A 22168-nucleotide genomic window follows, 5' to 3' on the forward strand; every position below is an offset into this window, starting at 1 on the left:
TACTTTCAGGCTTAGGGCAAAGTAAGGGTAAACACGCTACCGCCAGTTGTTGCATCATTTGCCAACTGTATGCTGCCGCGTTCGCTTTGGTTTTTATGCGTATGAGCAATGAGCCTAGCAAAGAACAAACCAAGTCCTGTGCGGCCTTCGCTTATGCAATGCTGGTCAAGCACTTTGCTCGACATCTCTAACATTCTGCTAGGGTAGCCCGGTCCATCATCTTGCACGGTCATGGTAAGTTTATTTTGTTTAACTTGTGCTTTTAAAGCTATACGTTTGCAACCGTAACGAACGGCATTTATCAGCACGTCGTGCAACAATAGATAAATTAGCTCTCGGTCGAGATACCACGAGAGGTCTTCATCAGCTTCAAAGCTCACGGTAATGCCTTGTTGCTCGGTATATAGTTTGTTGGATTCGATAATTTCGTCAAATAGTTCCCCAATAAACACTTCGTCGATGTTAACGGGCAGGGCATCCATTTCAGCGCGATATAGCGATAGCACCTGTACCAAGGTGGTATTCATTCTATTAGCTTCGTAGTGTACGCTATTGAGGCTTGTATGCGCTTGCTCTACCTCTTTAGGAATCACATTCGACATATGCTCTATAGACTGCATAAGTAAGCTTAGAGAATTTTTCATATCGTGGATGGCGACGGCTATCACCGATGAGAAATCGACCAGCTCTTTAGTTTCGCTCGGTTTGTCACTACGATTATTAGACACTATGGCGACCTAGCTATGATGAATTAATACCAAAAGTTACTTGCAATAAGCCCTAAAATACGGTTTCTTATGCATATAAGTTCGAATTGCGCGGTTCTTCCACGCATTTTTACATAAGATGTATCGGCTGACATTCAGATTGCTGAAGCCTTGAGGTTAATCAAAGGCAAAAGGCTCTGTATACACTCGCTGCACGTCACTCGCTTAACGCCCAAGGTCCTGAATGAAACTACAACAATTGCGCTATATTGTAGAAGTGCTCAACAACAACTTAAACGTGTCAGCCACCGCTGAAAACTTGTACACCTCACAGCCTGGTATCAGCAAACAGGTAAGAATGTTAGAAGATGAGCTCGGCATACAAATTTTTGGACGCAGTGGAAAGCACTTAACCCATGTGACCGAAGCCGGTAAAGAAGTGATCAATATTTCTAGAGAAATATTAGCAAAAGTTGAGAGCATTAAAGCCGTTGCCCGTGAGCATACGCTGCCTGACCAAGGTAAATTAAATATTGCCACAACCCATACTCAGGCTCGCTATGCACTGCCAGATGTTATTCAAGGCTTTATGTCTAAATACCCGAAAGTGTCTTTGCATATGCATCAAGGTACGCCTTCTCAAATTAGTGACTTGGCAGCTAAGGGCGAGGCCGATTTTGCCATTGCCACAGAGTCTTTGCATTTGTATAACGATTTAGTCATGTTGCCTTGTTACCACTGGAATCGCTCGGTCATTGTCAATAAAGCGCATCCTCTTGCCAAGAAAACGAGCATCACCATTGAAGATATCGCTAAATACTCATTAGTTACCTATGTCTTCGGTTTTACCGGCCGCTCTGAATTAGATAGAGCATTTACTGAGGCTGGGCTTGAGCCAAAAATCGTGTTTACCGCCACCGATGCTGATGTCATCAAGACTTACGTGCGATTAGGGGTAGGAGTGGGTGTGATTGCTTCTATGGCAATCGACGATAAGCTCGACTCAGATTTAGTCAAAATCGATGCTAGTCATTTGTTCGATTATAGCACTACAAAAATTGGCTTCAGAAAAGGCTCGTTTTTGCGTAACTATATGTATGAGTTTATTGAACGTTTTGCCCCACACCTAACTAAAGATGTAGTAGAGCGGGCCATGATGCAAAAAAACAACGACGAGGTCGAACGCATGTTTAAGGGCTTAACGCTTCCGGTGAAATAATATACGGCATTTTTGTAGTTCATGTAGATGACGCCATATCAACTAGCTTGCTTTGTCTAAACAACGCGCAAATTGATGTAAACAAGTTGATGTAACTTAGTTGATGTAACAACTAAAAAGCCAACATCAACGCGCCTTTGTGACTACTTGCAAGCTCAGGTAGTCACGCGTAAGCCATCAGCATTCAATTATGTTTACAGCAAGGCCGCCTCGGGCGGTTTCTTTGTATTTCTTCTTCATATCATTGCCGGTATCCCACATTGTTTTGATGACTTTGTCTAACGATACCTTTTGTGTGCCGGTACCGCGAAGCGCCAAGCGCGATGCGTTAATCGCTTTGATAGCGCCCATGGCGTTTCTTTCAATGCAGGGCACTTGTACAAGACCACCCACCGGGTCGCATGTAAGCCCAAGGTTGTGCTCCATGCCAATTTCAGCGGCATTTTCAACTGAGTCTACAGAGCCACCCAAAATTTCAGTAAGTGCGCCAGCAGCCATTGAACACGCTACACCAACTTCGCCTTGGCAACCGACCTCAGCACCTGAAATAGACGCATTTTTTTTATATAAAATGGCAATTGCCCCGGCGGTAAGTAAAAAGCGACATGCGGTATCATCGTCCATAGGACGAATAAAGCGATTATAATAGCTCATTACCGCTGGAATGATGCCGGCAGCGCCGTTGGTAGGGGCGGTTACTACCCGGCCGCCTGCCGCATTTTCTTCATTAACGGCGAGCGCATACATATTCACCCAGTCCATTACCTGCATGGGGTCATCGTTACGCTCGTTTTGCAAGCGATGATAGAGAGCGGGTGCGCGTCGGTGCACCTTTAAGCCACCCGGCAATACTCCCTCGGTATTGATGCCGCGTTCAATACACGCCTGCATGACTCGCCAAATATTGACTAGCTGTTTGCGGGTGGTGGCCTCATCACGCAGGATAGCTTCGTTTTTAAACATCAACGAACTAATCCGAAAACTGTTTTCCTTGCAGTGAACAAGCAGTTCAGCCGCTTTAGAAAAGGGATAGGGCGCGTCCATTTGCTGCTCTGCGATTTTCTCTTGTTTTTGCGCATCAAACTCAGACTCTTCAACGATAAAACCACCGCCAATAGAGTAGTAGGTGCGTTCAAATACACACTGGCCATCTTTTTCGGCGAATAGGGTCATGCCGTTGGCATGCCGAGATAGCGTTTTGCGACGATGAAACACAATCGCGCCTTCACTGGGAAATGCGATATCTTTTTTTAACATCAACTGCAGGCGCTGCGTGCTAGCAACGTCTGCCAACATTTTATCGATGTCTTCAACCGGAACAGTATCTGGCGTATAACCGAGTAGGCCTAGAATAACGGCTTTTCCGGTGCCGTGTCCTTTGCCAGTTTGTCCAAGTGAGCCGTATAATTCTGTGCGAATGGTGTCTACGGAATCTAGCAGCGATTGTGCAGCTAGGTCCAGTCCAAACTGACGAGCAGCACGCATAGGACCAACAGTATGAGAACTTGAAGGGCCTATCCCTACCTTAAACATATCGAACACACTGATCATACAACACTCCTAAACTAGACTCGTTAGTGTTACACAAATGAGACGCTTAACAAGTTAGTTTTCCTAATGCTAGATATTAGTAATGTTAATTATTTGTTGCAAATTTTGTGGGCAAAAAAGCGTAAATTACAGGTAATCTTAACTGTGATAGAGAATATGATCGCGTAGCAAGGCCATCATGCCTGCGGTTGCACCCCATATAACGTGCTGTTGATAGGTAATATAATAAACGGGGAACTGCAGTTCTCCGCGATTTATTTGGTGAATAAAATAATTGTTTTTATCCATTAAGAAAGATAATGGAACCTGAAAAGCTTCACCCACCTCATTTGCGTCAATAATCAAATCGTTGGGCACCTTAACGCCACTGCGGTGTTTGGCCACAATGGGGGTTACAGCAAAGCCGCTGATGGTCCGATAGGGAGGCAGACGGCCAATTAGCTTGAGCTGCTCAGGTGCCAAACCAATCTCTTCTTGCGCTTCTCTGTATGCGGTATGTACAAGCCCCATGTCGTTATCTTCAGCCTTTCCGCCAGGAAAGCTTATTTGGCCTGCGTGATGTTTTAGGTGACCAGCGCGCTGGGTAAAGATAACACAAAGGCCTTGGGGGGTTGGATTCAAGCAAATTAACACCGCTGCCGGACGCTGTGAACCTGGAAAGGGCTCGCCAGCATCTCGCTCTACATGCCAAGGCTGATTAAATGCGGCTAAAAAGTCGAGCTCTTTCACTAGCTCGCCTTTTTATTTTTCGGGTTTGTGAGTGACGCTTCTAACACCGGTAAAATTTTTGCAACTTTATGAAATGATTCATGATATTCGTCATTTGCTTCAGAGTCGAGCACGATGCCACCCCCTGCCCAACAGTGCATGACCCCATTCTCTGCTAGCAAGGTGCGTATACAAATATTGGTGTCCATATCGCTGCGTACCCCTACATAGCCGATGCTACCGCAATATATGCTGCGCTTGTCAGGTTCGAGTTCGGCAATAATTTGCATTGCTCGCACCTTTGGCGCACCGGTAATTGAGCCGCCTGGAAAGGCGCCCGCAAGCAGATCAAACGGACTAGCATCGTCTTTTAGTTCACCGGTAACGGTGCTGACCATGTGATGCACCGCAGGATAACTCTCTAGAGCGAATAGATGCGGCACCTTTACTGAATGCGGTTTGCAGTGCTTGCTCAAATCGTTGCGAAGTAAATCTACAATCATGAGGTTTTCGGCGCGGTCTTTTTCCGAATTAAGTAGGGCATCGGCCAGCGCTTTGTCGGTCATCGGGTCGTCTGAACGCTTGCGGGTACCCTTGATAGGTTTGGTGCTAACCTGACGATTTTTCACAGAAATAAACCGTTCGGGAGATACGCAGATGACGGTGCTGTTTTGTAAACGAATAAAGCTTGAAAAAGGCGCTTTGTTAACAGCAGTGAGTTGCTCGTATGCTTGCCATTCACTGCCTTCATATGGCGCGCTAAAACGCTGTGCAAAATTAATCTGGTAGCAGTCGCCGGCTTTGAGATATTCACTGATAGCCGTCATGCTGTCGTGATATTCACGCTCATTCATATTGGCTTGCCAGGGCGCGAGCAGTTTAAATGCGATTTCGGACTTATGATTTTCTGACTTATGAATTTCTGGCTTATGACTTTCTGGCTCATGACTTTCTGGCCCGTGAACGGAGCCGAGCAACTCATCTAGCCAAGCTTCATCAGCACCTTCAACATAAACGTGAAAAACCTCACCGGTATAGTTATCAAAAATCAATGACTGCTCATACACGCCAACCGCAATATCGTCTAATTGATACTGCTGCGGTTTGATGTCATCAATAGCGTCGGTTTGAATATTTATGTCGTAGCCAAACAGACCCATGCAACCAATCAAAAACGGAAGGGGGTGGTCTTGATAGGCTGCAAAATTAACTTTGGCCGCGAAGGCCTGATGAATGCGGCTCAAATCTTGGAAAGGCGAATTGGTCATCACCAGCGACGACAGGTCTGCGAATCCTTCGCTATTGACGCTAAGGTGCGACTTTTTATTGTGATATCGATAAGTTGCTGCTGGTCGATGGACAATTATATCGTAGCGACCATCGCTCAAGCGATTATTACAAGTATCGAGTAACATGGCGAAAGGTTGAGCTTGTACGCGCGCAAAAACCGATCGCGCATTGACTCCTTTCAATTGTTCGAGCGCTTTAATTTCAATAGCTAATAACGACATATAGACTTAATACCCCACCAAAGTATGGGCGGGAATAATTGGTGAATTTGCATTTTAACGTTAGTATACGTGCCAAAATACACCGGCAACACCTTTTTTTATGCGAGGAACGATATGACCACCATTCGTCAACAAGACTTTATTGACAGTATTGAAGATGCCCTACAGTTTATTTCTTATTACCATCCACTTGACTATATCAAGGCTGTTGAGGCTGCGTACCATAAAGAAAAGAGCCAAGCGGCAAAAGATGCGATGGCGCAAATATTGATCAACTCAAGAATGTCGGCCGAGGGCAAGCGTCCAATCTGTCAAGATACAGGTATTGTTACCTGCTTCGTAAAAATAGGCATGCAGGTTGCGTGGGATAAATCGGATATGACGGTGCAAGAAATGGTAGATGAGGGTACTCGTCGAGCCTATATGAACCCAGACAATCCGCTTCGCGCTTCAATTGTAAGTGACCCAGCAGGTGCACGTAAAAATACGAAGGATAATACGCCAGCGGTTGTGCATATTGACATGGTGGCGGGTAATAAAATTGAGGTCATGATCGCTGCCAAAGGTGGCGGCTCAGAAAATAAATCAAAAATGGTGATGCTCAATCCAAACGACAGCATTGCCGACTGGGTAGTGAAAACGCTGCCTACTATGGGGGCGGGTTGGTGTCCACCGGGTATGTTAGGTATAGGCATTGGCGGTACCGCTGAAAAAGCGGCCGTGCTAGCGAAAGAGAGTTTGATGGACCCGGTTGATATGCCTGAGCTTGTAGAGCGCGGTGCACAGACAACCGAAGAAAAACTAAGAATCGATATTTTCAATAAAGTGAATGCGCTGGGTATAGGCGCACAAGGTCTGGGCGGTTTAACCACGGTTGTGGATATTAAAATTAAATCAGTGCCTACCCATGCCGCTTCCTTACCGATTGCCATGATCCCCAACTGCGCAGCAACACGTCATGCGCATTTTTATTTAGACGGCAGCGGTCCTGCTGAGCTGGCGCAACCAAAACTTGAGGACTGGCCTGAGATTACATGGGAAGTAGGTGAAAACACACGACGTGTCAATTTAGATAAGGTAAGCAAAGCCGACGTAGCCGACTGGAAAGTAGGCGAAACACTGTTGCTAAGCGGCAAAATGCTGACCGGCCGCGATGCCGCGCACAAGCGTTTGCAAACAATGTTTGATAATGGAGAAGGGCTTCCAGAGGGTGTTGATTTAGACGGCAAGTTTATTTATTACGTAGGTCCGGTCGATGCCGTCGGCAATGAAGCGGTTGGGCCTGCCGGTCCGACAACGGCTACCCGCATGGATAAATTCACCGACATGATGTTAGAGAAGACCGGTATTCTGGGCACCATTGGTAAGGCAGAGCGAGGACCAGAAACCGTGAAAAGCATTGCTAAGCATAAATCTGTGTATTTGATGGCAGTAGGCGGCGCGGCGTATTTAGTATCCAAGGCAATTAAAAAAGCCAAAGTAGTGGCCTTTGAAGACTTAGGTATGGAAGCGATATATGAATTTGAAGTTGAAGATATGCCGGTAACTGTGGCGGTAGACAGCAGCGGCGCAAACGCACACGAAACGGGGCCGGCTATTTGGAAGGCAAATATTGCAGATTTAGACGCTGCGCTATCTAAATAAGGAGAGTCTTACTTGCCGTTGTGGAATGTGATTTCATCAAGCCCGCTGTACCTAATTGCGTGTACAGCGGCACTTTGTTTTTTTGTTGCCGTCATTGCGGTCTTACTTTTGAACAAACGTCAACAGGGTAGGTTATTTGCGCTTGAGCAGAGTCAGCAGCAAGAGGTGCAGGCTTTAAGGCATCAAGCGCAACTGCTGCAACAAAGCTTATCCCAAAGCGAGCAGCAGTTGGTGAAGCAGTCTGCGCAACATGAAGCCCAACAAGAGAAGCTTCAGCAACAGCTAAGAGAATATCAAGAGAAGCTCTATGTGAGCGAGCGCCAAGTAGGGGAGTCGAGACAGCAGCAGGTGCAGTTGAGTGAAGCGAAAGCGCAGTATGCGGCACTCAAAGACGAGCTACAGGCGCTGCAAACACAACATTCTGATCTGCTTGCACGATTTGAGGGCCTACAGTCCAGCGTAGCGCAGGAGCGAAAAGGCTTTGATGAAAAGCTCAGTTTGCTCGAAAACGCAGAAGCAAAGCTCAACACACAATTTGAAAACTTAGCCAATAAAATCTTTGAACAGAAGTCAGAGAAATTCACCAAAACCAGTGAGTCTGGCATTAACCAAATTCTCTCTCCTTTGAAACAGCAAATTGACGATTTTAAGCGCCAAATCACTGAGCAATATACCCGAGAGGGGCAGGAAAGAGCGTCTTTAAAAACAGAGATTTTGGGATTAAAAGAGCTTAACAAGCAAATTACCGAAGAAGCCGCTGCTTTAACCAACGCGCTCAAAGGCGATAATAAACAGCAAGGAAACTGGGGCGAACTGGTGCTAGAGCGGATTTTGTCAGAGTCTGGTTTGCGAAAAGGCCATGAGTACGAAGTGCAAATGAGCGTAACAAACGACGACGGCAAGCGCTATCAGCCTGACGTAGTGGTACATTTGCCAAACAATAAAGACATAGTGATTGATTCGAAAGTGTCGTTAACCGCTCATGAAAAGGTGGTAAATGCGGCGAACAAAGAAGACCGTCAGCGCGCACTGCGCGAGCACGTTAGCTCTCTAAAAGGCCATATCAAAGGATTGTCGTTAAAAGACTATCAAAATTTACCTGGTGTTACCTCACTTGACTATGTACTGATGTTTATCCCTATAGAGTCAGCTTTCATCAACGCAGTAGAAGAAGAGCCCGACTTGATAAAACTGGCCCTCGACAATCAAATCATGCTGGTAAGTCCCACTAATTTGTTGGTGGCGCTGCGCACCATCAATAATATTTGGCAGTACGAATACCAAAATCAAAATGCCAAAGTCATTGCTGATAAGGCATCTAAAATGTACGACAAATTTGCCAATTTTGTTACTGATATGGAGAAGATTGGAAAGAATATGGATACATTACGCAATAGTTACGACGGCGCAATGAACAAGCTATCAACAGGCCGCGGAAATTTGATAAAGCAGGCAGAGGACTTTAAAGCGTTAGGGGTATCCACAACAAAGCAGCTAGACAGCAAATATAGTCAAGATGACGATGAGCAGGATGATGCGCCAGAAAATCCTCAAAAGCAAAGCGAATAATTATGGTTAACGCGCCTAGTAGGCGCGTAGCAATAGATCTCGTGTTTGCTTGATACCAGTTACTGGATCGCCCTTATGCCCCTCAAACTCGACGCTATGATAGCCTGCAAAGTTATTGCGTTTTGCAATCTCTAACATGCGCGGTACGTCAATGGTCGTCTCGTTTCCAGCTTCGTCGAACTCATAGGTTTTTACACTCACCGAATGTGTGTATGGCATGAGCTTTTCAACCCCTTCGTATCGGTCGTAGACCTGCTCAGTTTGCCAAATTTCTGTTTCAGACCATTTAAAATTGTCGTAGTCTAAAAATACCTGTAGCGCGGGGTGATTTGCCTGTTCCATTAATGCCACTAACCAGTCTGCATTACTCGAGAGTCCACCGTGGTTTTCAACCAATAACACAATATTGTTCGCCTTGGCATAGTCGGCTAAGGCCGTGCAGCTTTCTAAGGCGCTTTCTAGCTGACTATTCCAGTCACCGATGCCGTGAGCGTTTACCCGCACCGACGCACAATTGAGTTTGGCGGCGATATCAATCCATTTTTTGTGATTTTCAACCGCTTGTAAGCGCTCTGCCGCGTTGTTGTGTCCTAGGTAACCCTCTTGGTCTAGCATAATATTGTTCGCGACAATATTGTTATCGCTACAGCGTTGTCTGAGTTCAGCCCAATATGCATCGTTAGACACCTGATCAAAGTAAAAGGTGTTAACAAAATCTACCGCGTCTATGGCGAAGGTTTGTTGCACGTATTCAGGAAATAGCATAGGAGACAGCTCCCCCTGTAGCACTTTAGCAGGGTCGGTCTTCAGCCACATTTGCCACTGCTCATAATTATCGTTAAACGTTGAACCAAATTGAGCCGTTTGCAGAGCCCATTGCGCTAGCGATAGTTTCAAAGGCGGGTAGGTAGCGCTTGCGGTGTCTGCTGTGGTGTCCAATCCTGCGCTAGTATTGTCACTACAGCCACTAAGGGCTAATGCGGCAGAGCCGTATAGCAAGGCACTGTTGAACTGTCTACGTGTAAAACCTTTTGGCGCACTCATGCTTGTCATCCTTATATTTAGCGTTTTAAAAAATGTATCTTATGAGTAAATTCAGTCTTTAATTTGCTGGTATTCCTGATTAGTAATATCAAATCCATACATTAAAGCATGTTTTGCTTGGTCATTCAGCGGGTCTGACCGGTCGGTAGCAATGATTAACAACTCTTCTTTGAGCCTTGCTGTGCGCGGCACGGTACCAGAATGTATGCCGTCTAAAATGCTGTAGCGCAACTCCACGTCATTACGGCTGCCAATGTATTTAGATGCCATGCTTTCGCGCTGCTCGCTATTGCTGAATCTAAGCACATGGTTTGCCAGTTCGTTCTTGTTTTCGCTATTCTCATCATCCAGCATCTGCTCTAAGCGGCCTAAAATTTGTTCTCTCTCAACGGTGTTTATCTGAAAGGGCATCAAAAGGTCTAACGCGTCTAATTGTGTTTCTACAGAAGCATCTGAGTACAAAGCAATGTCTACCAAAGCGCTAAGTATTTCGCTATTGTCAGCGGCATTAAAGGTGTTGGATACTAAATGTAAAAACTGCTGACGTGAACCTGTATCGCCTCTAAGACTAAGCTCCAGGGCAACGCGCTGCATCGCTTCATGGCCTTTGTTGTCAGGCAGTCCTTGAAGTATGGCGGTGATGTAATTAAATTCTCTAGACTCAACGCTAAGTCCCTGCATGTGTTCTACCAAAATCGCTAACTGCGTAGGCGACTGCGCAAGTGCTAGGCGCAACTGGTCTATGGCAATACCGAAATTATCCACATCTTGTTCGGTACCGGGCTTTGACATATCTATGAGCTGATTAAACATAGCAATAATGTCGCCGGGGCTATCCCAATCAAACGCTGACGATACCGCCGGAGTGTCTTCATCGTTAAGTTCTGTATTTTCTTGCTCGCTGTTAGTGCTGAGTATTGGCGAGTTTGCTTTGGCCTTATCGCTAGGGTCGACTTTTAAGGTTAACCACGGATTTGTTGGCGCGATTGGGGGAGTAGAGCTTGAAGAGACTTGCGCTTTTGTAGCGAGTGGTGTGCGCTTAGATTCATCGGTTTGTGCATTGCCAATAAAATAACCAAGATAAAAACTAGCCCCTACAAGCAGTGCAAGGTTAAGCAAATTTCGCCAATTCATGGTGTGATGCATCCTTAGCTAAAAACAGCGCATGTAAAGCGCACAATCGAGGCCGGAAAGCTGTTATGGCTTTATTTCGTAGCTTGTACGAATATCCACGTTTTGATTGAGCATTAGCATAACCGAGCAATACTTTTCTGTCGACAAAGCTACCGCTCGTGCTAGGTGTTTCTCGTTTACATTAGTGCCTGTTACCACATAATGCGCATGGATATGGGTAAACACGCGCGGTGGCTCATCGGCTCTTTGTGCGCTGAGTTCACACTCACAGCTTTCAAGGCCTTGGCGAGCTTTTCGCATGATTTCAACAACGTCTACCGACGAGCAAGCACCCACGCTCAGCAATACCGCCTGCATTGGTGAGAGGTCTTTTCCGTTGCCGTCTAAATGCAGTGTTTCACCGCTGTCCATTTTGCCGACAAACCCAAGGTCGTGCTCAGAGGGTTCCCAACTTACCGTTGCCTTCATTGCTTGGCTTTTTGTATCTGCCATTTATTTAGTCTCCTCATTGCGTTTTATATGAGTGGGGCTGATAACGATTTTCTTGTCTTTGTAGAGCTGGCCTATGGCCTTTTTATACGCGCCTTTGCTTACGTTAAATCTGAGCTGAATTTCATCGGCACTGCTTTTGTCAGTGAGAGTAGACAGCCCCCCATGAGCGTCTAAATCGCTCAGTATTTGTTCAGCAAGACTTTGCCTTTGGGCTTTATCATGGCGCTGTAGGCTAACATCAATTTTTCCGTCTTCGCGAATGCGGCTAATATAGCCACGATGTGTTTCGCCTATGTGCACTGTTTTGAATAAATCGCTTTTATACAACAGTCCAGCGTATTTATTATCAATAATTACTTTGTACCCCAAAGGGCTTTGCGCATAAATAAGAAGCTCAACCGACTGTGTCATATCCCATTTGCTAGGGGCGTCGAGCAAAAACTGCTCTATTTTGGCACTGGCATACAGTCTATTTTGCTTTGGCTCATGGATTAGCGTGACCACCGCTGGAACGCCCATAGCTACCTCGCTATGTATGTGCTGCTTGGGCGCGAATAGGTCTCTGGGCAGCCCCCAGTCGAGAAATGCGCCTGCATCGGTAAGTCCCACCACATTGAGTGCTTTAAATTCTCCCATACTGATGAGTGCGGTGTGCATGCTGGCATGCACGCTTTTATCTTGACCATAATATAAAAATACGTCTACCAACTGGCCTTCATTCAATTCAACATCACTGACGGGCAGCAGCACATCTTTTTGATTTTCGGTCCAAGGGCTATCGATTTGCTGAGTTTTGTTTGGGTCAGCCAGTACGTAGCCTACCGGAGAGGCTTCTTTTACGATTAAGCGGTTGATTTTTCCTATAGATAGCATATGTTTACTTTTTATTTTGGCGCAAATAAGCAGCGCAACGTGAGCGTTGTTTGAGTATATCAATAACCACAATAGGATGTATCGGCTTTGATGAAACTTAATGCGGATTTAGGGGAAAGCTTTGGGCGTTGGCAGTCGACCACCGACGCAGATGTTATGCCATATATTGACCAAGCTAATGTCGCCTGTGGGTATCATGCCGGCGACCCTAAAGTGCTAGCGCACACTATTGGATTGGTTAAGCAGTACGGCGTGAGTTTGGGGGCACACCCGTCTTACCCCGACTTACAAGGCTTTGGCCGGCGCAGTATGCGTATGCCTGCCGACGAATTAATTCCGCTCATTCACGCGCAAATTGCCATTGTTGAGGGCATGGCCAAATGTCAGCACCTTGCACTCGATTACGTAAAGCCACATGGCGCTTTGTATAACGATATGATGCTCTATCCACAGGTCTATGAAGATGTAGTCACTGCCATATCACAATATCATGCGCCGTTGCCACTTATGATTCAAGCCCTCGCTAACAATGATTTTCATATTGAACTGGCTAAAAAACAAGGCGTTACACTACTGTTTGAGGCCTTTGCCGATAGACGATATACGGCAAATGGCTATTTAATGGCGCGCACCAATGAGGGCGCAGTGCTAGATGCTGACCATGCCCTCGCTCAAGCTAAAGCTTTAATTGATGACGGGTGTGTTATTGCGGATGATGGTAAGCGCATTGCACTAAGGGCAGATACCCTGTGTGTGCATGGTGATACGCCAAGTGCACTATCGATGCTCACGCAAATACGCGATTACTTGGATAGTCGATAATGCTTTCCGAAGGGGCTGAACATCTTGATGTTGCCACCGAGAGCTTAGGCGCTTATGCCACCTTGCAGTGGGTAAGCGAGAATGCCTGTTTGATTCAGGTGCAGCCTAACACCAACACCAACACCAATAGCAATAGCAATAGCAATAGCAACAACCAAACAAAACAAACTGTGCATACAACAAATACAGAGACTCAGGCAGCCTTACTCACTTGCAATGCCTTGGTGATGCTGTGGGTAGAGCACTTGCTGGCCTCTTCTTTACCGAAAGAGCCATCACCAAAAGAGTCCCCACCGAAATGGCTACGTCAATATGTACCCTCCTATACTAGCTTGCTGCTTGAATATGACCTCGAATATATTGATAGCTTTGCTCTGCGCTCGATACTCAAGCGTGCAGCAACTAATATCGACCCAAAAGCCCTAGTCTTATTTGATAAAGATGCCTCCAAACAAGCTCCAAGCCTTAGCAAAAATGCGTCGCATCATGTTATCGAAGTGTGTTACGACCCGCAGTTAAGTCATGCCTTGCCAGATACACAAAGACCCAATGATTTAGATGCAGTAAGCCAATACACTAAGCTTACAAGTAAAGAGATAATAAGCTTGCACAGCGAACGCGAATATCGTGTGTTCAGTGTCGGTTTTTTGCCTAATTTTGCGTATATGGGGCTTACCTCTAGTGCGCTTAACATGCCTCGTCTAGCATCTGCGCGAAAGGCCGTGCCTGCTGGCGCGGTGGCGATTGCAGATAATCAAACCGCAATCTACCCTCAGCAGTCACCCGGCGGATGGCATATTCTTGGTTATACGCCCGAGCCTTTATTTTTCTTAAATGACCAAGCGAATAAAAAAGCTCAAAGCCATATTGAATTTGCCAGTGGTGACACGGTGCGTTTTGTATCTATTAGCCTTGAGCAGTACCTAGCAAAATACTCGCTATACACAGCGAGCGAGTCGGACACAAGCAGCGTTAATCACATCGACCCTAAGTTAACATCCGATGCTTAGTATCCAAAAAATTGGCTTTTACGCCCAGCTAGTAGATGAAGGACGCCGTTTATCTATGCATCGCGGCTACACTAGTTCAGGTGCTATCGATTGGCAATCGTATGATTTGGCCAATGCCTTAGTTGGCAATGCAAACTCACTGGTAAACATTGAAATAACGCTTGGCGATTTTGAAGCGGTGTTTACTGCAAACGCCATTATTGCAATTGCTGGGGCTAATTGCCTTATCTCCCTCGACGGACAAATGCATGAAATGTATCGGCCAATTGCGGTTAATAAAGGTCAACGTTTACTTATTTCAAACATCGGTAAAGATGGTGCAGGCTTGCGCGTCTATATAGCACTGCGGGGTGGCTTTGAGGCAAAGATGCTGTTCGGCTCTGCTGCCAATGTAAAACGAGAGCGCTCTGGTGGCATTAATGAAAATGGCGAGGGTTTAAAGGCAGGTGACACACTCAGGTTTTTATCTAGTGCTGCACTCGAGCTTTCATCAAGAACTACCTGCGCAAGTATCAATATGCAAAGTGTGCACGCTAGATTTATTAAGGCGCAAAAACGCCAAACTACGGATGACCAAATATTACGTTTAGGCTGCGTGCCTGGCTACCAATGGAATGACTTTACAATAGGCGCACGTTCGCAGTTTTTATCGCAAAGGTTTGAGCTAACGCCACTTAGCGACCGCATGGGGATGCGCTTACGCGGCGATAAAATTACAAGCGGCGTTTCCCAACTTTACTCTCAAGGCTTATGTAATGGCGCAATACAGTGTTCTGGTGACGGACAACTTATTGTGATGCTTAACGACCGACAAACTATTGGTGGTTATCCGGTATTAGGGGCGGTTGATGCTTTTTCGAGGTCCAGACTTGCACAAGCAAAAGCGCCGCAAACCGTTCAATTTTCTCTTGTTAATGCACTAAACCAAGCCGCACGCATTTCAATGTGGCGACAACAAATTAAAAAGTTGAGTGAGTATATAGACCAGTGCCTGCGTTCGTGATTCAATTAGGGTCACTGTTCAGGTAGCTAGGTAGGATCACGCCCTATGGCAAAGGTATTGCTCAATCACGCTTTTGTAGATGAAACCGAAGCAAAAATCTCCCCAATGGACCGAGGTTTTTTGTTCGGAGACGGTATTTATGAAGTTATCCCTTGTTATGGCGGTAAGCCAGTTGGCTTAAAGCTGCACCTAGCTAGAATGAACGCAGGTCTTCGTGAAATTGGCATCGAATATGTTGCTGATGAGCAGCAGTGGTTAGACCATATTCAGCGTTTGCTAAGCCAATATGATGCACCAAGCATGGGCGTTTATATTCATATAAGCCGCGGCGCTGACACTAAACGTTTTCATGCCTATCCTAAAGGCGTGCAGCCTACCGTATTTGCCTATGCGTTTAATATACCGCCTTCACAAGACTTAAACAGAGATACTGCAAAAGGCTTTAAAGTGCGCACTGCAGAGGATTTGCGGTGGCAGAGGTGTCATATTAAGTCAACATCACTGCTCGGAAACGTTATGCATTTTCAGCAGGGGCAAGATGCCGGAAAAGATGAAGTAATCTTGTATAATAAGCGCAGAGAAATCACAGAAGCAGCAGCGTGCAATGTGTTCGTGGTTAAAGATGATGTTATTTATACGCCGCCGCTCGATAATCAGCTTTTGCCGGGAATCACGCGCCGTATTTTACTCGACAGCCTTGCTCATGCAGGTGGCTTTGACGTGAGGGAACAAACCATTGAGTTAAGCATCTTGGATGAGTGTGACGAGGCTTGGCTTAGCTCTTCAAGCAAGGAGATTGGCGCTATTGTAGAAATTGATGGAAGAATGATTGGTGATGGTCGTCCGGGGCCAATGTGGTTAGCGGCGCAGCGAGCCTACAATGAATACAAGTTTAGTTGTTAACAGTGTGGACTGCACCCTGAAAAGCATAAATGATAAACGAACGAGCATAGAGCATACGACTAGGAGGAAGGGCGCGCTTGTTATCGTTGAGGCAACAATCAAGCGCTAGCGGTACCGAGGCGTGGCAGTCAGCTCTTAATCGTCGTCTTCAAGACAGGTCCCGTCTTTGCACTCGCCATACAGGTAAAGGCTATGATGGGTGAGTGTCATGTTGTTAGCCATGGCCACTTCTTCTTGTCGTTTTTCAATAATATTATCTTCAAATTCAATCACTTTACCGCACTTTAAGCATACAAGATGGTCGTGATGCGCTTTGTGACTAATTTCAAATACTGACTTTCCGCCTTCAAAATGATGACGGTTTAGAATGCCAGCATCGTCAAACTGGTTAAGAACACGGTACACCGTGGCTAAACCAATTTCTTCACCCATATCAATTAACAGCTTATATACGTCTTCCGCGCTGATGTGTTGGTTGCTGGGTTCTTGCAAAATCTCAAGGATTTTCAATCGAGGAAGCGTGACTTTCAGGCCCGCTTTTTTTAATTCTTTATTTTGGTCCATGAGCATCCTAGCACTAAAAATATTGTTGTCATTATAAGTAAGAATTCAAGATTTAACAGCTTTTGCCGAACAATAAGATAACAAATATATTTTTAGCATTATAACCGCATTCATTTGCGGCAAAAATTAAGGCGTTTTATGCAGTTAACAGTTGTGCGGAAGATGGTAATTGGCTTTACAAGCCTTGCGCTTCTCTTGGTTATTACCAGCGTGCTTTCATATATTGGCTTAGCAGACATTAAAGATAGCGCAGAAGAAGTTGCGCGTGAAAAAATGCCTATCCAGAGAGTAGTCACTGATTTAAACGTGAGCATCTTGCGTTTGGGCACAATTACTACCAATGCGTATTTTGAAGACGACAAAGCAGGCCTTGATGACCTAAAAGCACAATTTGATGTGGGGTATACGCATTATTCTGAGGCGCTTACACAATTGTCGGTGCTTGTTGCTAGCGACAATCAAGAAATGCTAGAGCGCATCATTGCAAATTCTAATGCCTACCTTAATGCAAGCAACGCCATGTTCGACGCTAAGTTTACCACCATTAATACCAGCGAAGCGCTGACCGCAAAGGCACAGAGCGCCCTAAATCATGCTGACGAAGCAAGCGCGCTAATGCTTGATTTGTCGTATCTTGAAAGCGACTCTCCCGACTTAGATACCTTAATCGGCATGACGACTAATATTGATAATAAGTTAGGATTAATGCTCACCAACATCAAAGAGCTGGTGTCTTTACTTGACCCAGAGGCCGTTGAGCAAACGATTGGTAATATTGAGTACAATACTAGCAATGTGGGTGTTGATGCAGATTATGCCAAACGAATTGGCGAGTCTATTGATGACCAAGGTATCTTTGACATCTTTGATGAAGAGTATGCCAGTATGCGCTCAGCGCTCGAGGCTGAAGACGGAGCGTTCGCTTTAAAGCGTCAGCAGCTTGCCTTACTTGCGGCAGCCTCAGACAAGCGAACACTTTCAAACCAGAGCATTAAAAAGGCGATTGACGATTTAACCCAGCTGTCGGAACAGGCCAACACGGCCGCGCTTGATGGACAAGAAGACATTCTTTCGGCAGTGCAAGCTAACGTTATTAAAAGCTTCGCGGTATCGTTTATTGGCATCGTGGCCACCATTGTCTTAGCCTTTATTGCAACACGCAGCATTGCTAAACCCTTAGCTTATGTAAACGAAAAGCTCAGAATATTGAGCGGCGGCGACCTTACCCAAAGCTTGCGACAAGATGGTCAGGATGAGTTTTCGGAACTCGCAAAAAGTGTTAATCAACTGATTGCAGGTCTGCGTGACTTAATCGGCAGTATTCGCGAGAAAGAACAAGCATTAAACACTGCCATGCTAAAAAGTGTTGAAATGGGCGACCGCTCGCTTGCGCAAGTAGCCCAGCAGCAAGGGCAAATTGACACAACCAGTGATAATACCCGTCAAGTTAAAGATACTAGTCAGTCAAATTTGCAGCAAATTCAGGCTGCAGATAGTCAGATTGAGTCAGCCATTGAACAAAGCGAAACAGTGGTTTCGTTAGTTGAAGCCTCAAGGCGTCAGGTTAATGAGCAAGCTCAGCAGGCTGCTCACTCTGTTGAAATTGTGAATCGTTTAGGTGAGAACAGTAACAAAATTGGCAGTATCTTGGACGTCATTAAAACCATCGCCGAACAAACTAATTTACTCGCGCTTAATGCTGCAATTGAAGCTGCGCGCGCAGGTGAGCAGGGCAGAGGTTTCGCGGTTGTCGCCGATGAAGTAAGAACACTAGCAACGCGCACCCACGACTCTACCGAAGAGATAGAAATGATGATAGGGACCTTACAGCAAGACTCACAGCGCGCTGTAGAGGCTATGAATAAGGGTTCTGAGCAGGTTCAAAAAGGCGTTGAGATAACCGACCAAGTAACGTCACAAGTGCAAACAATCAAGCAATTGATTCAGGGTTTAGCAGATTTTAATCAGCAAATTGTGCAAGATACGCACAAACAAGATGGACTGCTTGACGATGTAGTGAGTCGTCTAAATACGATTGTTGAGCTAAGCCGTGAGAGTGAACAGAGCACGCGCGCTTCAAACGAAGCCACCCACGAAATTGAACTACATATGGAAGGATTAAGCGCAGCGGTCAAACAATTTAGAATGGAATAACAGCCTTGCTGCAAAATAGAGCAACAAGGCTGAAACGTCGTTTCACAATATAAGATAAAGTTTACAACACAATATTGGGGCGAGTCCCGAAGCCCGCGCCATACACAATTGCATTTAACAGCAGGCGATTCGTCCCACGTGCCGCTCCTCTAAAGTTAGGCTGGCCTGAAAACATAATCAATTGACCTTTGCCAATAGACTCACGAGTTAAGTAGCTAGAGTTGGCAATGCGCTGTGCGGCTTCCGGCCAAATCAAACCACTCATGCGCACGTGTAAGTCTTTGCCGTTTGGCAAAGAATACCAGCCCAGTGCAGATTCATACTCAGTGTCTTTATTTTCAGTATATACACCCATAGACACAACCGATTCTGCCTCTTGGGGAGCGACTAAAACGGCTTGGTCCATGTACAGCACGGGCAACTGCTCGTTCACGCCAAAACTTAACCAATGCTCTTGGTCAACATGCCCCACAGCCATTGCGCCTGCAGGCATAAACAGTTTTTGCCATTCGTTGCGCTGTTTAAGCACATCAGCTTTTAGTGCTTCGGCTTTATCGTCCCATGGATAAGTCACAGAGGCATTAAGTACAGATGAGTTTAAGCCAGGACTCACTTCATATTCACTTTGCGCAAGCAGTCGCCGTTGAAGCGCAATATCAAACGGTTTTGGATCATCAAATATATCGTCAACTACTTTTACCGCACCGAAGTCTTTCATTTTACTTACGATGGCGCTTGCGTTGTCATGCGTAATTAGCGTTCCGCCTTGCTTAACCCACTGTGCCAAGGCCGCTAGGTTTGCGTCACTCATGCGCCAGCGCTGCGGCAATATGATGGTGTTGTATCTACGCAGGTCAGTCATAGCTAGGGCATTAGAATCGAGGTGGCTATGGCGAATGCCTAAATTAGTATCTATGCTCCACCATACGGTGCCTACATCGTTGCTGCGGGTACCTGCTTGTGACGCAATCGCTATTTGAGGCTGTCGCAACAATACAAAATGCTCACCACCCCAGTCGGGCAATTCACCCTTACCATATCCGCTTGATGTACTTAATACCTCTACATTTAGGTCGTCGGCGGTTTGTTTGATGACTTGGGTTAACTGAGCATTTTTCAGATTGTCGGTAATGGTAACTGCTACCGAGCCTCTGTTGAGCACTACATCATTAAACTGCGCGGCTTTGTCGATAACACGAACATTGACTCCTTGCTCCATCAATCGTGCTGCAAAAGCAACAGATGCATCGTCAGCACCGTCAACAAACCAAGCGATGGCGTTTGCATCAATTTGGTTACTGATTTTTTCAGGTGGTGTGTAAGCCGTAAGGTGTTTAGTCAGCTCGTCTTGCACGGTCAAGGCTTCTAAGCCATACATCATGGTGAGGTTCCAAGCCGATGTATCGTACATAATGGATTCGCCTTTCTTCAGCACTCGCTTCCGCTCGGCTTGCAATACCTCAGGCTTTAAGGCTGAATCAAACTCCATGATTGCTGCAAGCAATCTTGCTTCTGGTTGGCGGGCATTGATCACCAAGCTGCCTGCAGGCACCTCAATGTCGTCTTTTTCAAGGCCCAAATGATTCGTGGCGTTGTCGACGCTAAAGGCTTTATCTACCCGTTTAATCTCAATATCTTGCGCAAGGAGTTTCTCGGCAAGTAAATGCGTTCGGCTGTGATTATCGTTAGCTAACACTATGTACGATTTATCGGCGTAAGGACTCTTACTGGATACCACCAGCTTGCGGTCTTGCCAATAATCCTGATACATCTGATCGGAATATTTATCCAGCGATTGCAGATTAGCAAGCGTGCTCACATATTGATGATGCACCGACTCTTTGTAGGTTTGTATTGTGCCTTCTGGGCGTTTAACACCATCTTCAGCCATACGAGACTGCTCATACAGAATGTGCATGCTGCCTCTGTATTCTGCATAATTTGAGTACCCCGGATACCAGTTTTCAAACCATTCACCGGTGTAGTAGCGCCATCCTTTCTCATCAAACGCCGCGCCTTGGTCTTCAGAGAAAGTCACGGCCCACTTTTGCACACTCGGTGCAATATTAAAATTTAGCGGCTGACGAGGCGGCCCCATCAAATAAGTGTCTTGCGGGCCCATTTCGTGACCATCAATCATTAGCTGTGGTCGCCATTTATTGATAAGTGCAACGCGGCCCTTGGTTTCAGGCTGTGTGAGGTAGAAAAAGTCGCGGTTTAAATCAAATAAATAATGATTGGTGCGTCCATAAGGCCAATCACCACGATGTAGCAGAGACTGGTCGTCGACGTTTGGCGCTGCGCCGCGATACTGCTCTAAAGACTTGGCAAACCTTGCACGCCCGTCGGGATTCATGACCGGATCGATGACCACTACCATATCGTCAAGCAGTTCACTTGTTGCCGAATCGGTGCTCGCGGCTAGGTGATATATGGCCGCTAGGGCAGCATCAGCCCCAGAGGTTTCATTGCCATGAATTGAATATGCCATCCAAGCGACAGCGGGCAGGCGCTCAATAATGGCCTTTGCTTGTGCATCGTTAGTTTTGCGTGGGTATGACAAGGCGTCTAAATCTTGTTTAATGTCATCAAGTTTTGCGAGGTTTTCTGGACTTGATATAAAGACTGCAAAAAGCGGTCTGCCTTCATGGCTAGTCGCGTATTCAAGGACCTTAACGCGATCACTTTGTCCCTTCCAGGTATTAATGGCCTGCGTAATTTGTGCTGGGTCTGCAACGCGCTGACCTATCTCAAACCCAAGTAAGTCGTCAGGGTGAGTAACATCTTTAGTATAATTACCCTCTAAAATAGGAGCGCTATAGTCTAAATCGGGATGATAGGTGGGCTTCATAACCAAGCTGGCGTGTGCCATTGTGCTTACTTGTGCTAAACACAGTGACGCACACACCGCCGCGCATCGTGTTGCATGCGCGAGCTTTAAAAGTTTCTTCTGCATGGGTAGGTTCCTTCGCTTTTTATTTATTGTTGTAAGCGAGCTGCTGCATACAATAGCAGTGTTCGCTTATGGCGAGTGCAACTGTCAAAACAAAGATTAGCACTAAAGTCTAAAAGTGTTCAACGACTTGGAAATGCTAGCTCCCTTCTTTGAGGGCTAAAAGACTTGTAGGCTAAAACAAAAGAGAAGCCGAAGAGTCAAGTGAGGCTTTATATTTTTTTGGACAGATGATGTTTGGGAAAACTACCGTAATCAGGCTTGTGTGTATCAGACTTGCCATGACGCAGACTGCTGTGAAACTCAT

18 protein-coding genes are annotated in these 22168 nt (G+C 45.9%); 8 read left to right on the plus strand and 10 right to left on the minus strand.

The window, feature by feature from the left end:
- Positions 1-11: 11 nt before the first annotated feature.
- Positions 12-728 carry a sensor histidine kinase gene (locus tag ACFO4O_RS03380; RefSeq protein ID WP_382405952.1) on the minus strand — a complete coding sequence of 239 codons (717 nt, stop codon included), beginning with the start codon at positions 726-728 and terminating at the stop codon, positions 12-14.
- A 223-nt stretch (positions 729-951) separates the two neighbouring features.
- Between ACFO4O_RS03380 and cysB the strand changes: the two genes are divergently transcribed.
- Positions 952-1926 (plus strand): HTH-type transcriptional regulator CysB, encoded by a 975-nt coding sequence (gene cysB / locus ACFO4O_RS03385; protein WP_382405953.1) that lies wholly within the window; start codon positions 952-954, stop codon positions 1924-1926.
- A 177-nt stretch (positions 1927-2103) separates the two neighbouring features.
- Here the strand turns inward: cysB and ACFO4O_RS03390 are convergent, their stop codons facing one another.
- The 3 genes from ACFO4O_RS03390 to pabB form a co-directional block, all read right to left on the minus strand.
- The gene (locus tag ACFO4O_RS03390) at positions 2104-3477 is read right to left on the minus strand and encodes an L-serine ammonia-lyase (protein WP_382405954.1); all 1374 of its coding nucleotides are present in this window, start codon (positions 3475-3477) and stop codon (positions 2104-2106) included.
- 138 nt (positions 3478-3615) lie between these two features.
- Positions 3616-4206 (minus strand): CoA pyrophosphatase, encoded by a 591-nt coding sequence (locus ACFO4O_RS03395; protein WP_382405955.1) that lies wholly within the window; start codon positions 4204-4206, stop codon positions 3616-3618.
- The gene (pabB, locus tag ACFO4O_RS03400; RefSeq protein ID WP_382405956.1) at positions 4206-5696 is read right to left on the minus strand and encodes an aminodeoxychorismate synthase component I; all 1491 of its coding nucleotides are present in this window, start codon (positions 5694-5696) and stop codon (positions 4206-4208) included. Before pabB ends, ACFO4O_RS03395 begins: the two co-directional genes overlap by 1 nt.
- A 114-nt stretch (positions 5697-5810) precedes the next feature.
- Between pabB and ACFO4O_RS03405 the strand changes: the two genes are divergently transcribed.
- Entirely contained in the window at positions 5811-7340 is a 1530-nt protein-coding gene (locus tag ACFO4O_RS03405; protein WP_382405957.1) for a fumarate hydratase, read from the plus strand.
- Positions 7341-7352: 12 nt separating this feature from the next.
- Positions 7353-8909, plus strand: coding sequence for a DNA recombination protein RmuC (locus tag ACFO4O_RS03410; protein WP_382405958.1), 1557 nt, complete (start codon positions 7353-7355; stop codon positions 8907-8909).
- Positions 8910-8924: 15 nt separating this feature from the next.
- Here ACFO4O_RS03410 and ACFO4O_RS03415 read toward each other — a convergent pair whose 3' ends face one another.
- The 4 genes from ACFO4O_RS03415 to ACFO4O_RS03430 form a co-directional block, all read right to left on the minus strand.
- On the minus strand, positions 8925-9953 hold the full coding sequence (locus tag ACFO4O_RS03415; protein ID WP_382405959.1) for a sugar phosphate isomerase/epimerase family protein: 1029 nt from the start codon (positions 9951-9953) through the stop codon (positions 8925-8927).
- A gap of 51 nt (positions 9954-10004) precedes the next feature.
- Complete coding sequence (locus tag ACFO4O_RS03420; RefSeq protein WP_382405960.1) at positions 10005-11087, minus strand: hypothetical protein; 1083 nt, start codon at positions 11085-11087, stop codon at positions 10005-10007.
- Positions 11088-11150: 63 nt separating this feature from the next.
- Positions 11151-11555 carry an OsmC family protein gene (locus ACFO4O_RS03425; RefSeq protein ID WP_382408216.1) on the minus strand — a complete coding sequence of 135 codons (405 nt, stop codon included), beginning with the start codon at positions 11553-11555 and terminating at the stop codon, positions 11151-11153.
- A 24-nt stretch (positions 11556-11579) separates the two neighbouring features.
- Positions 11580-12452 (minus strand): CvfB family protein, encoded by an 873-nt coding sequence (locus ACFO4O_RS03430; RefSeq protein WP_382405961.1) that lies wholly within the window; start codon positions 12450-12452, stop codon positions 11580-11582.
- 90 nt (positions 12453-12542) lie between these two features.
- Here ACFO4O_RS03430 and ACFO4O_RS03435 point away from each other — a divergent pair, with 90 nt between their 5' ends.
- The 4 genes from ACFO4O_RS03435 to ACFO4O_RS03450 are packed head-to-tail and all read left to right on the plus strand — an operon-like array spanning position 12543 to position 16190.
- Positions 12543-13274, plus strand: coding sequence for a 5-oxoprolinase subunit PxpA (locus tag ACFO4O_RS03435; RefSeq protein WP_382405962.1), 732 nt, complete (start codon positions 12543-12545; stop codon positions 13272-13274).
- Positions 13274-14284 carry a 5-oxoprolinase subunit B family protein gene (locus ACFO4O_RS03440; RefSeq protein ID WP_382405963.1) on the plus strand — a complete coding sequence of 337 codons (1011 nt, stop codon included), beginning with the start codon at positions 13274-13276 and terminating at the stop codon, positions 14282-14284. Before ACFO4O_RS03435 ends, ACFO4O_RS03440 begins: the two co-directional genes overlap by 1 nt.
- Positions 14277-15287: a 5-oxoprolinase subunit C family protein gene (locus ACFO4O_RS03445; RefSeq protein WP_382405964.1), complete on the plus strand. Its 1011-nt coding sequence runs from the start codon at positions 14277-14279 to the stop codon at positions 15285-15287. The genes ACFO4O_RS03440 and ACFO4O_RS03445 overlap by 8 nt, the downstream gene beginning before the upstream one ends.
- A 45-nt stretch (positions 15288-15332) precedes the next feature.
- Entirely contained in the window at positions 15333-16190 is an 858-nt protein-coding gene (locus ACFO4O_RS03450; RefSeq protein WP_382405965.1) for an aminotransferase class IV, read from the plus strand.
- A gap of 135 nt (positions 16191-16325) precedes the next feature.
- On the opposite strand, the gene fur is transcribed toward ACFO4O_RS03450, so the two are convergent.
- A complete protein-coding gene (gene fur, locus ACFO4O_RS03455) occupies positions 16326-16754 on the minus strand; it encodes a ferric iron uptake transcriptional regulator (protein WP_382405966.1) in 429 nt (142 codons plus the stop codon).
- A gap of 138 nt (positions 16755-16892) precedes the next feature.
- On the opposite strand from fur, the gene ACFO4O_RS03460 reads away from it, so the two are divergent.
- Positions 16893-18908, plus strand: a complete 2016-nt coding sequence (locus ACFO4O_RS03460; RefSeq protein ID WP_382405967.1) for a methyl-accepting chemotaxis protein — start codon at positions 16893-16895, stop codon at positions 18906-18908.
- 61 nt (positions 18909-18969) lie between these two features.
- On the opposite strand, the gene ACFO4O_RS03465 is transcribed toward ACFO4O_RS03460, so the two are convergent.
- The gene (locus ACFO4O_RS03465; protein WP_382405968.1) at positions 18970-21864 is read right to left on the minus strand and encodes a M14 family metallopeptidase; all 2895 of its coding nucleotides are present in this window, start codon (positions 21862-21864) and stop codon (positions 18970-18972) included.
- Between the last annotated feature and the right edge of the window lie 304 nt (positions 21865-22168).

This window comes from Glaciecola siphonariae, assembly GCF_042652645.1.
GTDB classification, from domain to species: Bacteria; Pseudomonadota; Gammaproteobacteria; order Enterobacterales; family Alteromonadaceae; genus Glaciecola; species Glaciecola siphonariae.

Bases quoted from the DNA above. Each gene is read 5' to 3' on its own strand.
- cysB (WP_382405953.1), top strand. From the start codon at position 952: ATGAAACTACAACAATTGCGCTATATTGTAGAAGTGCTCAACAACAAC.
- ACFO4O_RS03390 (WP_382405954.1), bottom strand. From the start codon at position 3,477: ATGATCAGTGTGTTCGATATGTTTAAGGTAGGGATAGGCCCTTCAAGT.
- pabB (WP_382405956.1), bottom strand. From the start codon at position 5,696: ATGTCGTTATTAGCTATTGAAATTAAAGCGCTCGAACAATTGAAAGGA.
- ACFO4O_RS03405 (WP_382405957.1), top strand. From the start codon at position 5,811: ATGACCACCATTCGTCAACAAGACTTTATTGACAGTATTGAAGATGCC.
- ACFO4O_RS03415 (WP_382405959.1), bottom strand. From the start codon at position 9,953: ATGAGTGCGCCAAAAGGTTTTACACGTAGACAGTTCAACAGTGCCTTG.
- ACFO4O_RS03420 (WP_382405960.1), bottom strand. From the start codon at position 11,087: ATGAATTGGCGAAATTTGCTTAACCTTGCACTGCTTGTAGGGGCTAGT.
- ACFO4O_RS03425 (WP_382408216.1), bottom strand. From the start codon at position 11,555: ATGAAGGCAACGGTAAGTTGGGAACCCTCTGAGCACGACCTTGGGTTT.
- ACFO4O_RS03430 (WP_382405961.1), bottom strand. From the start codon at position 12,452: ATGCTATCTATAGGAAAAATCAACCGCTTAATCGTAAAAGAAGCCTCT.
- ACFO4O_RS03435 (WP_382405962.1), top strand. From the start codon at position 12,543: ATGAAACTTAATGCGGATTTAGGGGAAAGCTTTGGGCGTTGGCAGTCG.
- ACFO4O_RS03440 (WP_382405963.1), top strand. From the start codon at position 13,274: ATGCTTTCCGAAGGGGCTGAACATCTTGATGTTGCCACCGAGAGCTTA.
- ACFO4O_RS03445 (WP_382405964.1), top strand. From the start codon at position 14,277: ATGCTTAGTATCCAAAAAATTGGCTTTTACGCCCAGCTAGTAGATGAA.
- ACFO4O_RS03450 (WP_382405965.1), top strand. From the start codon at position 15,333: ATGGCAAAGGTATTGCTCAATCACGCTTTTGTAGATGAAACCGAAGCA.
- fur (WP_382405966.1), bottom strand. From the start codon at position 16,754: ATGGACCAAAATAAAGAATTAAAAAAAGCGGGCCTGAAAGTCACGCTT.
- ACFO4O_RS03460 (WP_382405967.1), top strand. From the start codon at position 16,893: ATGCAGTTAACAGTTGTGCGGAAGATGGTAATTGGCTTTACAAGCCTT.
- ACFO4O_RS03465 (WP_382405968.1), bottom strand. From the start codon at position 21,864: ATGCAGAAGAAACTTTTAAAGCTCGCGCATGCAACACGATGCGCGGCG.